Raw genomic sequence first — 13,199 nt, 5'->3', positions numbered from 1 at the left:
GACGAGGTAACTGCTATGGCCTTCCGCGACCAACCCCTGGGCGAGCTGGCGCTCTCCATCCCTCGCGCTTCTGCGCTGTTTCGTAAATACGATATGGATTACTGCTGCGGCGGTAAGCAAACGCTGGCGCGCGCCGCGTCGCGTAAAGAGCTGGATGTCGAAGTGATTGAAGCCGAGCTGGCACAGCTGGCCGAGCAGCCCATCGATAAAGACTGGCGCACCGCACCGCTCGCGGAAATCATCGACCACATCATTGTGCGTTACCATGACCGTCATCGTGAACAGCTGCCGGAGCTCATCCTCCAGGCAACGAAAGTTGAGCGCGTTCACGCCGACAAACCCTCCGTACCGCGCGGTCTGGCAAAATACCTGACCATGCTGCACGAAGAGCTGTCCAGCCACATGATGAAAGAAGAGCAGATCCTCTTCCCGATGATCAAACAGGGAATGGGAAGCCAGGCAATGGGGCCAATCAGCGTGATGGAAAGCGAGCACGATGACGCAGGTGAATTGCTGGAGGTGATCAAACACACCACCCACAACGTCACGCCGCCGCCAGAAGCATGCACGACCTGGAAAGCGATGTACAACGGCATTAACGAGATGATCGACGACCTGATGGAACACATCAGTCTTGAGAATAACGTGCTGTTCCCGCGGGCATTGGCCGGGGAATAAAAAAGGCCGCTGCGGCCTGACGCCCTCACCCCGGCCCTCTCCCACGGGGAGAGGGTGCAAAAACTAAAAACGGCAACCGAAGTTGCCGTTTTGCTTTTACCTTACGCCAGCCATCCGTTTCTTACCGATAAACATCCAGCCCAGCCCCAGCGCGATAAACCACAGCGGCGTGACGATCAGCGCCTGACGGGTATCATCTTCCAGCGTCAGCAGCACCAGCACGAAGACGAAGAACGCCATGCATACCCAGCACATCACCTTGCCCAGCGGCATCTTGTAGATCGATTTCTCATGCAGGTGTGGACGCTGTTTGCGGTACGCCAGGTACGAGCACAGGATGATGGTCCAGACGAACATAAACAGGATCGCAGAGACCGTGGTAATCATGGTGAATGCGCCAATCACGCTCGGGTTGACGTAGAGCATCACCACACCGCCCAGCAGGCAGATGCACGAGAAGGTCAGCCCTTTCGCCGGCACTGCACGTTTAGACAGCTTGGCAAAGGCGCTCGGGGCAACGCCCTCCTGCGCCAGACCAAACAGCATGCGGCTGGTGGAGAACACGCCGCTGTTTGCAGATGAAGCCGCTGAGGTCAGCACCACGAAGTTAATCAGGCTCGCAGCAGCAGGCAGACCCACCAGCACGAACAGCTCAACGAACGGGCTCTTGGTTGGCACCACCGAACTCCACGGCGTCACGGACATAATCACGATCAGCGCGAAGACGTAGAACATGATGATACGCACCGGAATGGAGTTAATGGCGCGCGGCAGGGATTTCTCCGGATCTTTGGTTTCCGCAGCCGTGGTGCCCACCAGCTCAATCCCGACAAACGCAAACACCGCTATCTGGAAGCCCGCAAAGAAGCCGCTAAGGCCTTTCGGGAACCAACCACCGTCATTCCACAGATGGGTAAATGATGCCTGAACGCCGGTTGGCGACTGGAAGTGCGTCAGTACCATCACCAGGCCCACAACAATCAGCCCCACGATAGCGACGATTTTGATCATCGCGAACCAGAACTCCATCTCGCCGAACATTTTCACGGTGGCGAGGTTCAGGCTCAGCAGCAGGACAATCACCGCCAGCGAAGCCACCCAGTCCGAGAGGCCGGGGAACCAGAATTGCGCGTACGCCGTGATGGCCACAACGTCAGCCATACCGGTGACAACCCAGCAGAACCAGTAGGTCCAGCCGGTAAAATAACCCGCCCATGGCCCCAGAAGGTCGGAAGCAAAGTCGCTGAAGGATTTGTATTCGAGATTCGAGAGCAGCAATTCACCCATTGCGCGCATCACGAAGAAGAGCATAAAACCGATGATCATATAAACGAAGATGATCGACGGTCCGGCAAGACTGATGGTTTTGCCTGACCCCATAAACAGCCCGGTACCGATGGCACCGCCGATGGCGATAAGCTGTATATGACGGTTTGTGAGATTGCGCCGTAGCGACTGTTCAGACGACGCCTCTTCGTCGGCGACGACTTTGACCTGATCTACCATGTGATATTTTCCTGTTTATGCCTGTCTGTGTTGTTAAGGCTCTTCTGGCCTTTAAATACGTCAAAGAATGACGGTCCCTTGTAAGGGCTAATCGATATTAGGTAAGAATCGGCGGGATGAATACTATGATTTGAATATTATGTTAATAATATGTTGAAAGTGAGTGTCATATCACTCATACAGCGCGAAACAGCTCACAAAAATACACGCAACAGTTTCGTTTGCAAGATAAAATGTTGATTACGTCGTAACTATAGGTTTTATCACTATTTTCCTCTCCCCGGACGGAGAGAGGAAATAAGAAAAGCCGATTACAGGATTTCCAGCAGCTCGACTTCAAAGACCAGAGTGCTGAATGGCGGAATGGACGCGCCAGCGCCACGCTCGCCATAGGCCAGGTTCTGAGGAATGGTCAGTTCCCATTTGGAGCCAACAGGCATCAGGGTCAGCGCTTCGATCCAGCCCGCGATAACGCCGTTAACCGGGAATTCAGCCGGTTCGCCGCGTGCAACAGAGCTGTCGAACACGGTACCGTCAATCAGTTTGCCGGTGTAGTGAACGCGAACGTGGTCGGTGCGTGCCGGGATCGCGCCGTCACCCTGGTTGATCACGCGGAACTGCAGGCCCGATTCGGTGCTGTTCACGCCTTCGCGCTCGCGGTTCTCTTCCAGGTATTTCACGCCTTCTGCTGCCATCTCTTCGAAGCGCGCGCGACGCACAGCGTCAGCACGTTCGTGAATTTCACGCAGCGCGCGGTGCACCACGTCAACCGGAACAGCCGGATGATTGCCTTCCAGCGCGTCAGCGATACCCGCCACCAGCGCTTCCGGTAACAGACCTTCCAGGCCGGATTCGCTCAGCTGCTGTCCTACCTGCAAGCCGATGCCGTAGCTTGCCTGCGCTTCGATAGTGTCAAAAGTCGGGGTGGTCATGGGTTTTCCTTCCATCACATTTAAAGTAGCGGGCAGCATATCAGCCATGCCCTTATGGGTAAAACTTTGTCTTAAGTAAAGGTGACAAACTGCGGCGAAACAGAAACAATAGAGCCAGTCAGGATTTTCCCAAATATGTGTCACGAAAGCTGGCTTTGTTACGCCCATCAGGCAGTTAGCAAACTACACTTCTCAGGACAGGATAAAAAAGACGCGGAGCAGGAGGAGAGCCATGCCCGGGCGATTTGAACTGAAACCTACCCTGGCGAAAATCTGGCAGGCGCCAGACAATTTTCGCATTATGGACCCGCTGCCCCCTATGCACCGCAGAGGCATTATCATTGGCGCGCTGCTGGTGATCGTGGGCTTCCTGCTTCCTTCTGGCGGGGACGACGTTGATACCGCGCCGGTGACCCGCAATGCGCAGCTGGATATCCAGTCGCAAACGCGACCGCAGCCGGACGCGCAGCCCATGCAGACGCAGCTGGTGACGCCATCCAACGAGCCAGGCCAGGTCGCCCCTGTAGAGCCTGAACCCGTTCAGGAAGAACAACCGCAGGAGCAGGCCGCTGCGCCACAGGTTCAGCAACCGACAGGCATTGAACAGCAGTGGCGTTCCTATCGCGTTGAGCCGGGTAAAACGCTCGCGCAGCTGTTCCGCGACCACAACCTGCCTGCTACGGATGTCTATGCTATGGCGCAGGTGGAAGGCGCAGGCAAGCCGCTGAGCAACCTGCAAAATGGACAGATGGTGCAGATCCGCCAGAACGCCAGCGGCGTGGTGACCGGCCTGACGATCGATACCGGTAATGGCCAGCAGGTGCTGTTTACCCGTCAGACCGACGGCAGTTTTATTCGCGTACGCTAGTTCTGCAGGCCGGGTAAGGCGTAGCCGCCACCCGGCACACTGTTCTCAGGCACTCCGCTTATTCACCCACCAGATCCCCGAACAGACCAATACCAGCGCAATCGCATATTTGATATCCAGAATATTTTCCCCAAGGAAAATAGCGGATAAGACTGTGCCTGCCACCGGCACAACGAAGTTAAACGGCGCAATCATACTGACGCGGTTGACTTTCAGCAGCACGCTCCACAGCGCAAAGGCGACGGATGAGAGCAGCGTCAGATACCCCAGCACGGCGATGGCCTTCATACTGTGCACTTCCAGCGTTCCGCCTGTTGCATATCCTCCACCCACCAACACCAGTCCACCGATAGCCAGCTGCCAGCCGGTCATCACCGTGGGGTCGACGGTCTGGGAGATACGTTTTCCGTAAAGCGTGGCAGCGGAGAGAATAAAAGCAGCCAGCACCACAAACCCGTCACCATTCCAGACAAACTGGAAATCGCTTAACCCGCTGTGGAAGTTCACCAACATCACTCCGGCAAACCCGAGAATACAGCCCAGCGTTTTGTTATAGCTCAGCTTGTCGTTGTGGTAGATAAAGTGCGCCAACAGCACGCTGAAGAAGGTTCCAGTGGCGTTCATGATTGAACCATTCACCCCCGTCGTGTAGGCCAGGCCTATATAGAAGAAAGTGTACTGAATAGTCGTCTGGGTCAGGCCGAGGATGGTGAGCTGGCCAAACTGCGTGGGCGTAAGCCTGCCAATCGGTTTTCGCTGGGCCAATGCAAACAGCAGCAGCAACACACCGGCAAACAGGAAACGGTATCCGGCAAACACCACTTTCGATGGAATATCATCGGTTGCGATCTGGAAAAGCTCATAACCACTTTTAATGGCCGGGTAGGAGCTACCCCAGAGCAGACAGCAGAGCGTGGCGCAGGCATAGGCCACATTTCGGCGAGCAAAGACAGGCGTGGGCAGAGCGGTATCCATGACAAATCTCATAAATAAAATTGCGTTTCAATTTATTATCAGAGAAAGCGACAGGAATAGCTACCATACAAGAAGAAATGATGAATTCTGGTCCCCCAGAAAAGCAAAACGCCGGCACAAGGCCGGCGCTTCGACGTGAGCAGAGTAAAAAATTACTCAGCTACTACGTTAACAACCAGTTTAGCGAACACTTCGCTGTGAACCTGGAAGTCAACTTCGTGCTCACCAGTGGTACGCAGAACGCCGTTCGGCAGACGAACTTCGCTCTTAGCCACTTTAACGCCTGCTGCAGAAACTGCATCAGCGATATCGCGGGTACCGATGGAACCGAACAGTTTACCTTCGTCGCCAGCTTTAGACGCGATGGTAACAGTGCCCAGTGCGTTGATTGCTTCAGCGCGAGCGTTAGCAGCCGCCAGAACGTCAGCCAGTTTGGCTTCCAGTTCAGCGCGACGTGCTTCGAAAAACTCAACGTTTTTCTTAGTAGCTGGAACAGCTTTACCCTGTGGAACCAGGAAGTTACGTGCGTAACCCGCTTTAACGTTAACCTGATCACCCAGGCTGCCCAGGTTTGCTACTTTATCAAGCAGAATAACTTGCATTACCTTATCCTCTTAAAGTCGTATTAATGGACCGTGCCCGATTACTGATGACGATCAGTGTACGGCAGCAGGGACAGGTAGCGAGCGCGTTTGATAGCGCGAGCCAGCTGACGCTGGTATTTTGCACGAGTACCGGTGATACGGCTTGGGACAATCTTACCGCTTTCGGTGATGTAGTTTTTCAGCGTTGCGATATCTTTATAGTCGATCTCTTGAACGCCTTCCGCGGTGAAACGGCAGAACTTGCGACGACGGAAATAACGTGCCATATGGCTAGTCTCCAGAATCTATCAAATCAATCTGCTCGGCATGCAGAACCATTTTGCTCAGGCCGTTCTTTGCCTTGTGGCAAGAGATGAACCCCTGAACGATTACTGCGCTACCGACCGTTAAACTGTGAGTAATGGCCTGGTTTTCGTGTCCGCTAATAATAACGGGCATTTGGCACCACGCCTGCCGGTGAAACCCGGCTTCCTCTTGCACAGAACGATGCTCAAGCACGAACTGGCAATGCGGAATTCCTGATGGACTGACCTTTCGAAGGGGAGCCCTGCATACGATGCCGGACAACGCCAGACGGTTGGTCATCAGAAATTACTCTTCAGAATCCCCAGCATCAGAATCATCTGCGGTTTCGTTTGCGAAATCATCGCGACGCTCACGGCGCTCGTCTTTCGCTTTAACCATCGGAGATGCTTCGGTAACTGCGTTTTTGGTACGCATAACCATGCTGCGGATAACGGCATCGTTGAAGCGGAAGGTAGTTTCCAGCTCATCGATCACTTCCTGCGGCGCTTCAACGTTCATCAGAACGTAGTGTGCTTTGTGCAGTTTGTTGATCGGGTAAGCCAGCTGACGGCGGCCCCAGTCTTCCAGACGGTGGATCGTACCTTCTGCACCAGTGATGGCAGCAGAGTAACGCTCGATCATACCCGGAACCTGTTCGCTCTGGTCAGGATGGACCATAAAAACGATTTCGTAATGACGCATCGAATTGCTCCTTACGGATTATTCAGCCTCCTGTCTGGGTCAGCCGAGGCCCGGGGAGGCAAGGAACGTGTTAAAGGTCGGCTGAAAAATTGACGCGTCATAATACTTGCGCGCCCCTGGAAACTCAAGCTGATTGCACAAATAATTCGCACAAAGCGCGAAGCGGGTCTAAGTCGGTGATTTAAAATTAATCACACCGAGAAGCGTTGTTTTTTTGAACAACACCATCAGAAATGGTCACTCATCGCGCAGCGATAAGGGATTACACTTTTATCAGAGCCCATCTAAACCGAGAAGGAGCAGGACAAACCGTCACACAGCACGCAGTCGTGGAGCGCATATCATGAAAAAAATCGCATTAGCTATAATGGCGGCGCTTTTGCTCAGTGCAAACGCGATGGCAGCCATCAAGATAGACAGCCGACAGGCCAGAAACATGGATGATGTGCAAAGCTTGGGCGTAATTTACATCAATCATAATTTCGCCACGGAAAGTGAAGCAGATCAGGCATTAAACGAAGAAACCGATGCCCAGGGCGCAACCTATTACCACGTAATGTTAACCCGTGAGCCCGGCAGCAACGGCAACATGCACGCCAGTGCAGATATTTACCGATAACGCTTTAACGCTAGCACCAGGAAAGCCAACAAAGAGAACATAGCCATAGTTTGACTTGCCCCCTGCCCGGGGGCTTTTTTTGTGAATGGCTCCGGAATACCACCGGTTACAACTGTTTTTGGTATTCCAGAGCACTTATTCACTTCTGCCCGTAATAGGCATTCGGGCCATGCTTACGCATAAAATGCTTGTTCATCAGGTAATCATCAATGCCCTGAAGCTGTGGATTGATGTCGCGGGCAATCCACGCCATTTTGGCCACCTCTTCCATCACCACAGCATTATGTACCGCGTCGTGAGCATCTTTACCCCAGGCGAACGGGCCGTGCTGGTACACCACAATCCCCGGCGTATGCAGCGGTTCACTTTCGCCCAACGTTTCGATGATGACCTTCCCGGTGTTAAGCTCGTACTCGCCTTCCACTTCAGCCTGCGTTAATGCGCGCGTGCAGGGAATGTCGCCAAAGAAGTAGTCCGCATGCGTCGTCCCAAGAGCCGGTATGGGCAGTCCCGCCTGTGCCCAGGCAGTCGCGTGCGTGGAGTGGGTATGCACCACGCCGCCAAGGGACCGATAACGCCGATACAGCGCCAGATGGGTTGCGGTATCTGATGAAGGCCGCCATTTGCCGTCAACGACACGCCCTTCGAGATCCACCACAACCATATCTTCAGCTTTCATGGTGTCATACGCCACACCGCTCGGCTTGATCACTACCAGACCCTGCTCGCGGTCGATAGTGCTCACGTTGCCCCAGGTGAACGTGACCAGGCCATAGCGAGGCAGATCCATGTTGGCTTCAAAGACCTGCTGTTTAAGCTTAAGCATGTTCAGCCTCCAGCAATCCCGCCCGCGCCATACGTTCGCGCACCCAGTCCCGCGCTTTCACGACTTCGGCAGCCGGGTCGGCTGACGTTTCGCTCCACATTTCAATCAGGTAAGGCCCGCAATAACCCGTCTGTTTGAGCGTTTCAAAGCACCGTTCGAAATCCACCACCCCGGTGCCGAACGGAACATTTTTGAATACGCCTGGACGGGTATCTTTGACGTGCACCGCCACGATATGACCGACGCCCGCCTGCAGTTCCATCTGTACGTCGTTATCCCATGCCGACAGGTTGCCGATATCGGGATAAAGCTGGAACCATGGATTATTGAGATAGTGCGCGTAGCCCAGCGCCTTGCTGATGGAGTTCATTAACGGGTAGTCCATGATCTCCATCGCCAGCGTGACCTGCGCGCGGCTTGCCATCTCGACGCTCTCTTTCAGGCCGTCACGGAAACGACGGCGCGTTTCATCGTTGGCTTCCTGATAGTAAACGTCATAACCCGCCAGCTGGATCACGCGGATACCGACATCCTGCGCAAAGCGAATGGCTTTACGCATGATCTCCAGCCCCTGCGCACGCACGGCATCATCTTCGCTACCGAGCGGAAAACGGCGGTGGGCACTCAGACACATGGACGGCACGCGCACGCCCGTTTCAGCAATGGCGCTCACCAGTGCGAGCCGCTGTTCACGGCTCCAGTCGAGGCGAGAGAGGCGCTCGTCTGTCTCATCCACGGACATTTCGACAAAATCGAAGCCCAGCTGTTTTGCCAGTTGCAACCGCTCCAGCCAGCACTCCCCCGCGGGGAGTGCCTTTTCATAGATGCCAAGCGGGACCTGTTTTGACAACATACCCGCTCCTTAGCCCCAAAGCTGAGCGATTGAGCGTTTAAACTGACGCGCCGCTTCCACCGGAGACGCCGCATCACGAATGCTACGACCGGCAATAAAGACGTGAATTGGAATGCCCTGGAACAGCGGCAGATCTTCCAGCGCCAGGCCGCCGGTAACGGTGACTTTGAAGCCCATATCCGCCAGACGTTTGATGGCGCTGATATCCGCTTCACCCCACGCCACGCCTGCAGCCTGTGCATCACGGCTACGGTGGTAAACCACCTGCTGAATGCCCGCGTCACGCCACTCCTGCGCCTGCTCCCAGGTCCAGAAGCCGGTCAGCTCAATCTGCACGTCGCCGTTAAACTCTTTTGCCACGTCCAGCGCGCCTTTCGCAGTGTTGATATCGGCACAGCAGATCACGGTGACCCAGTCAGCATTCGCTTCGAAGCACATGCGGGAAAGGATTTTGCCTGCATCGGCGATCTTGGCATCCGCCAGCACGATTTTATGCGGATAGAGCGCCTTCAGGTCGCGAACAGCGCGAACGCCCTCACCCACGCACAGAATGGTACCCACTTCGATGATGTCCACTTCTTCCGCGATCAGACGGGTAGTTTCGTAAGCGTGGGACAACGTTTGGTTATCCAGCGCAACCTGCAACATTGGTAAAGACATATTCAGTTCCTCTTAGACTGCCGCCGCAGTGGCGTTATCAATTAAATCCAGCACTTCCTGCTCGGTACGGCAGGCGCGTAAACGGTCGAAATTGGCCTCATCATCAAACAGATTGACGATCTGCATGATGCCCACCTCCTGGTGGGTGTTGGCATCCACGGCGGCCATGGTGATCAGGATGTCGACCGGGTCGTTATCTTCATGGTTAAACACCAGCGGCGTTTTCAGCGTCACAAGGGCAAAGCCGGTTTTTTTCACGCCCTCTTCAGGGCGGCCGTGCGGCATTGCCAGGCCAGGCGCTATCACAAAGTAAGGACCGTGCTGCGCGACGCCATCAAGAATGGCCTGGTAGTAACGCGGCTCGACAACGTCAGCCTTAACCAGCAGATCCACGCTCAGCTTCACCGCTTCCTGCCAGGTGCTGGCCTCCGCCTGTAAAAGGATGGAGTTATTCTCTGCCAGCGAATCACGTAGTTTCATGTTTCGTCCTTACTTCACGTCTTGAGGGAAGTGCTCTTTAATCACTTCCAGCAGTTTTGGGCCGAAATCCGCAGGCGACAGCATGTTGCGCACGCCCACCACATATTTGTTGCCCGTCACGGTGATCTCACCGGCGATATGGGTAGAGGCGATGATGATGTCTGCGCCGTTCAGCTCACTTTTGTATTCGCCCACTGCGCAGCTGTTCACCGTGTGGTCGATGTTTGACTGGGTTAAAAACTGGTCCACTTTCATCTTCATGATCATGGAGCTGCCTTGCCCATTGCCACATACAGCCAGGATACGTACGGTCATAATCGAAACTCCTTAATGAGCAGACACTTCTGCTGTTTGTTTTTCCGCATCTTCTTCAGCTCGCAGCGAACGGCCAGCGAAGAACATATAAGCCAGGGCAATCAGAATGATGACGGCCATAAAGACCAGTCCGATGGAAGCAAAGCCCTGCATCATCGGCGGGGCCAGAATTGACCAGTCCGCCATGCCCATCCAGGCGCTCATACCGGTGAGCTTGACCGCCCACACGCAACCGAAGATTTCAACCATGCCCATGACCAGGCAGATCTTGAGCGCTGCGCGCCAGCCGCCGAAGTGGTTAGCGAAGACGCCGATGGTGGCGTTGGAGAAGAACATCGGGATAAAGCCAGGAATAATCAGGATTGACGAGCCACAGCCGACCAGAATGCCTACTGCAATCAGCTGGCCGATGGTGCCCCACATAAAGCCCCAGACCACCGCATTTGGCGCAAAGCTATAGATAGCAGCACAGTCAATCGCCAGCACCGCACCGGGGATCAGGCGTTGGGAAATACCGTTGAAGGCTTCCGACAGCTCGGCGACGAACATACGCACGCCCTGAGTGATGATGAAAATGGCCACCGCGAAGGAGAAGCCGGTCTGCAGGATATAGACCGTCCAGTGGGTTTTACCCGCCATCGCCTGAACAACGTCAATGCCGAAGGAGAGCAAAATGGCACCGAAGAAGATGGTCATCACAATCGCCGTTGAAACGATGTTGTCGTGGAAGATATTCAGCCAGCCCGGCAGCTTAAGGTCTTCAACGCTCTCTTCTTTTTTGCCCAGGTACGGCGCAACTTTATAGGCAATCCATGAGGCGAACTGCTGCTGGTGACCGATGGAAAAGCCGCAGCCGTCAGTCACTTCCTGGGTTGGCTTGTACATCATGTTGGAGGTGATACCCCAGTAGAGCGAAACCAGCACCGCGGTGCAGATAATCGTGGTCCACATTGGGTAGCCGAAGATATAGAAAGAAACCGCAATCAGCCCCGCCTGCTGGAACATGATGTGGCCGGTCAGCATGATGGTGCGAATGCCGGTAATGCGGCGCAGCAGAACGTAAATGATGTTCAGCGCCAGGGCGAGCAGAACCGCATAACCCACCCAGCTATAGGCATCACCCATGCGGTCGATGGTTGCCATCATTGAGGCGTAGGTGTCAGAGATAGCGCCGTTAATGCCATACACTTCCGACATTTTGGCGACGACCGGCTTGAAGGTGCTGGTCAGAATGCCTGAACCCGCCTGCAGCAACATAAAACCAATAATGGTTTTGATGGTGCCTTTGATAATCACGCTGACGCTTTTTCGCAGCAGGATATAGCCCAGGCACGTCACGATACCCAGCAGCAGCGGGGCGTTGGTCATTACCTGATTAAAGAACACGGTAAAGACGTTGTAGAGGATCTCCATAACTCTCTCCAGAAATGAGAACACGAGGGGCAATCCCTGTGTGGTTGGTGCCATCACTCTAGTAATCACAAACAATCACCACAAGATTGGATTTGATTGTTTGTGACGTATCACGCAAATTATTTCCATGGTGTTAGTAATGATTTTCACTACCGTACATGAAAAATAAATTAATCTTTATAATTCATGCAATTAATGATTAATACAGGATAGTCTAACAAGTAAAAAGCGGATAATCCGTGAAGTCGAACAGATAAAATTCACCATTTTTACCATTGCAAAACGCGTCAAATGATGCCAGCATCAATCACAACAAATCACATTGTGATTACTTTTGATTAAACCAGGAGTCAAAACGATGAGTAAAGTGAACACCATCACCCGTGAATCATGGATTCTGAGCACCTTCCCGGAATGGGGTAGCTGGCTGAATGAAGAGATCGAGCAGGAACAGGTTGCTCCTGGCACGTTTGCAATGTGGTGGCTGGGCTGTACCGGTATCTGGCTGAAATCAGAGGGTGGCGCCAATATCTGCGTCGATTTCTGGTGCGGCACCGGTAAACAAAGCCACGGCAACCCGCTGATGAAAAAAGGTCATCAGATGCAGCGCATGGCGGGCGTGGAAAAACTACAGCCAAACCTGCGTACCACACCGTTTGTGCTGGATCCGTTTGCGATTCGTCAGATCGACGCCGTCCTCTCGACCCACGATCATAACGATCATATCGACGTGAACGTGGCTGCAGCGGTGATGCAAAACTGCGCGGACGATGTGCCGTTCATTGGGCCGCAGACCTGCGTGGATCTGTGGATCGGTTGGGGCGTGCCGAAAGAGCGCTGCATCGTGATGAAACCGGGCGATGTAGTAAAAATTAAAGACATTGAAATCCACGCGCTGGATGCCTTTGACCGTACAGCACTGATCACCCTGCCTGCCGATCAGAAAGCAGCAGGCGTGCTGCCAGATGGTATGGACGAACGTGCGGTGAACTACCTGTTTAAAACCCCTGGCGGTTCTCTGTACCACAGCGGTGACTCCCACTACTCCAACTACTATGCGAAGCACGGTAACGAGCATCAGATCGACGTGGCGCTGGGCTCCTACGGTGAGAACCCGCGCGGCATCACCGACAAAATGACCAGCGCCGATATGCTGCGCATGGCGGAAGCGCTGAACACCAAAGTGGTTATTCCGTTCCACCATGATATCTGGTCAAACTTCCAGGCAGACCCGCAGGAAATCCGCGTGCTGTGGGAAATGAAAAAAGACCGCCTGAAGTATGGCTTCAAGCCATTCATCTGGCAGGTCGGTGGCAAGTTCACCTGGCCACTGGACAAAGATAATCTGGAATATCACTACCCACGTGGTTTCGATGATTGCTTCACCATTGAGCCTGACCTGCCGTTCAAGTCCTTCCTCTGATTGTGAAGTCAAATCGCCAGACCTTGTGTCTGGCGATGTCATATTTCTTTTAGTAATTT

17 protein-coding genes are annotated in these 13,199 nt (G+C 54.0%); 4 read left to right on the top strand and 13 right to left on the bottom strand.

What is annotated here, in order from left to right:
* The first annotated feature begins 15 nt into the window (after window positions 1–15).
* Window positions 16–678 (top strand): iron-sulfur cluster repair protein YtfE, encoded by a 663-nt coding sequence (gene ytfE / locus HV355_RS20670; protein WP_108417883.1) that lies wholly within the window; start codon window positions 16–18, stop codon window positions 676–678.
* A 96-nt stretch (window positions 679–774) separates the two neighbouring features.
* On the opposite strand, the gene cycA is transcribed toward ytfE, so the two are convergent.
* Window positions 775–2,184 (bottom strand): D-serine/D-alanine/glycine transporter, encoded by a 1,410-nt coding sequence (cycA, locus tag HV355_RS20665; protein ID WP_182403228.1) that lies wholly within the window; start codon window positions 2,182–2,184, stop codon window positions 775–777.
* A gap of 311 nt (window positions 2,185–2,495) precedes the next feature.
* On the bottom strand, window positions 2,496–3,116 hold the full coding sequence (gene fklB, locus HV355_RS20660) for an FKBP-type peptidyl-prolyl cis-trans isomerase (protein WP_172411118.1): 621 nt from the start codon (window positions 3,114–3,116) through the stop codon (window positions 2,496–2,498).
* A 232-nt stretch (window positions 3,117–3,348) separates the two neighbouring features.
* Here fklB and HV355_RS20655 point away from each other — a divergent pair, with 232 nt between their 5' ends.
* Window positions 3,349–3,984 carry an OapA family protein gene (locus HV355_RS20655; RefSeq protein WP_148400932.1) on the top strand — a complete coding sequence of 212 codons (636 nt, stop codon included), beginning with the start codon at window positions 3,349–3,351 and terminating at the stop codon, window positions 3,982–3,984.
* 45 nt (window positions 3,985–4,029) lie between these two features.
* On the opposite strand, the gene HV355_RS20650 is transcribed toward HV355_RS20655, so the two are convergent.
* The 5 genes from HV355_RS20650 to rpsF form a co-directional block, all read right to left on the bottom strand.
* Window positions 4,030–4,959, bottom strand: a complete 930-nt coding sequence (locus HV355_RS20650) for a DMT family transporter (RefSeq protein WP_089599118.1) — start codon at window positions 4,957–4,959, stop codon at window positions 4,030–4,032.
* A gap of 152 nt (window positions 4,960–5,111) precedes the next feature.
* Window positions 5,112–5,561 (bottom strand): 50S ribosomal protein L9, encoded by a 450-nt coding sequence (rplI, locus tag HV355_RS20645; protein ID WP_008502894.1) that lies wholly within the window; start codon window positions 5,559–5,561, stop codon window positions 5,112–5,114.
* A 41-nt stretch (window positions 5,562–5,602) separates the two neighbouring features.
* The gene (rpsR, locus tag HV355_RS20640) at window positions 5,603–5,830 is read right to left on the bottom strand and encodes a 30S ribosomal protein S18 (RefSeq protein ID WP_000135199.1); all 228 of its coding nucleotides are present in this window, start codon (window positions 5,828–5,830) and stop codon (window positions 5,603–5,605) included.
* A 4-nt stretch (window positions 5,831–5,834) separates the two neighbouring features.
* Window positions 5,835–6,149: a primosomal replication protein N gene (gene priB, locus HV355_RS20635; RefSeq protein WP_008502895.1), complete on the bottom strand. Its 315-nt coding sequence runs from the start codon at window positions 6,147–6,149 to the stop codon at window positions 5,835–5,837.
* Between the two features lie 6 nt (window positions 6,150–6,155).
* Window positions 6,156–6,551 carry a 30S ribosomal protein S6 gene (gene rpsF, locus HV355_RS20630; RefSeq protein ID WP_014068637.1) on the bottom strand — a complete coding sequence of 132 codons (396 nt, stop codon included), beginning with the start codon at window positions 6,549–6,551 and terminating at the stop codon, window positions 6,156–6,158.
* 343 nt (window positions 6,552–6,894) lie between these two features.
* Between rpsF and yjfY the strand changes: the two genes are divergently transcribed.
* Window positions 6,895–7,170 carry a DUF1471 family protein YjfY gene (yjfY, locus tag HV355_RS20625; RefSeq protein ID WP_010427445.1) on the top strand — a complete coding sequence of 92 codons (276 nt, stop codon included), beginning with the start codon at window positions 6,895–6,897 and terminating at the stop codon, window positions 7,168–7,170.
* 139 nt (window positions 7,171–7,309) lie between these two features.
* On the opposite strand, the gene HV355_RS20620 is transcribed toward yjfY, so the two are convergent.
* From HV355_RS20620 to ulaA, 6 genes are read right to left on the bottom strand one after another with little or no spacing between them, the layout of a single operon-like run.
* Window positions 7,310–7,996, bottom strand: coding sequence for an L-ribulose-5-phosphate 4-epimerase (locus HV355_RS20620; protein ID WP_126816391.1), 687 nt, complete (start codon window positions 7,994–7,996; stop codon window positions 7,310–7,312).
* Window positions 7,989–8,849 carry an L-ribulose-5-phosphate 3-epimerase gene (locus tag HV355_RS20615; RefSeq protein ID WP_126545635.1) on the bottom strand — a complete coding sequence of 287 codons (861 nt, stop codon included), beginning with the start codon at window positions 8,847–8,849 and terminating at the stop codon, window positions 7,989–7,991. The genes HV355_RS20620 and HV355_RS20615 overlap by 8 nt, the downstream gene beginning before the upstream one ends.
* 9 nt (window positions 8,850–8,858) lie before the next feature.
* A complete protein-coding gene (ulaD, locus tag HV355_RS20610; RefSeq protein ID WP_023334265.1) occupies window positions 8,859–9,509 on the bottom strand; it encodes a 3-keto-L-gulonate-6-phosphate decarboxylase UlaD in 651 nt (216 codons plus the stop codon).
* Between the two features lie 12 nt (window positions 9,510–9,521).
* Window positions 9,522–9,989, bottom strand: a complete 468-nt coding sequence (gene ulaC / locus HV355_RS20605; RefSeq protein WP_013095304.1) for a PTS ascorbate transporter subunit IIA — start codon at window positions 9,987–9,989, stop codon at window positions 9,522–9,524.
* Window positions 9,990–9,998: 9 nt separating this feature from the next.
* On the bottom strand, window positions 9,999–10,304 hold the full coding sequence (gene ulaB / locus HV355_RS20600) for a PTS ascorbate transporter subunit IIB (RefSeq protein ID WP_000218355.1): 306 nt from the start codon (window positions 10,302–10,304) through the stop codon (window positions 9,999–10,001).
* 12 nt (window positions 10,305–10,316) lie between these two features.
* Window positions 10,317–11,717 carry a PTS ascorbate transporter subunit IIC gene (gene ulaA / locus HV355_RS20595; RefSeq protein WP_182403226.1) on the bottom strand — a complete coding sequence of 467 codons (1,401 nt, stop codon included), beginning with the start codon at window positions 11,715–11,717 and terminating at the stop codon, window positions 10,317–10,319.
* Window positions 11,718–12,075: 358 nt separating this feature from the next.
* Here ulaA and ulaG point away from each other — a divergent pair, with 358 nt between their 5' ends.
* Window positions 12,076–13,140 carry an L-ascorbate 6-phosphate lactonase gene (gene ulaG, locus HV355_RS20590; RefSeq protein ID WP_010427455.1) on the top strand — a complete coding sequence of 355 codons (1,065 nt, stop codon included), beginning with the start codon at window positions 12,076–12,078 and terminating at the stop codon, window positions 13,138–13,140.
* Window positions 13,141–13,199 lie beyond the last annotated feature (59 nt).

This window comes from Enterobacter sp. RHBSTW-01064, assembly GCF_014103035.1.
GTDB lineage: Bacteria > Pseudomonadota > Gammaproteobacteria > Enterobacterales > Enterobacteriaceae > Enterobacter > Enterobacter mori.
This window is presented reverse-complemented; position numbering and strand designations above follow the sequence as displayed.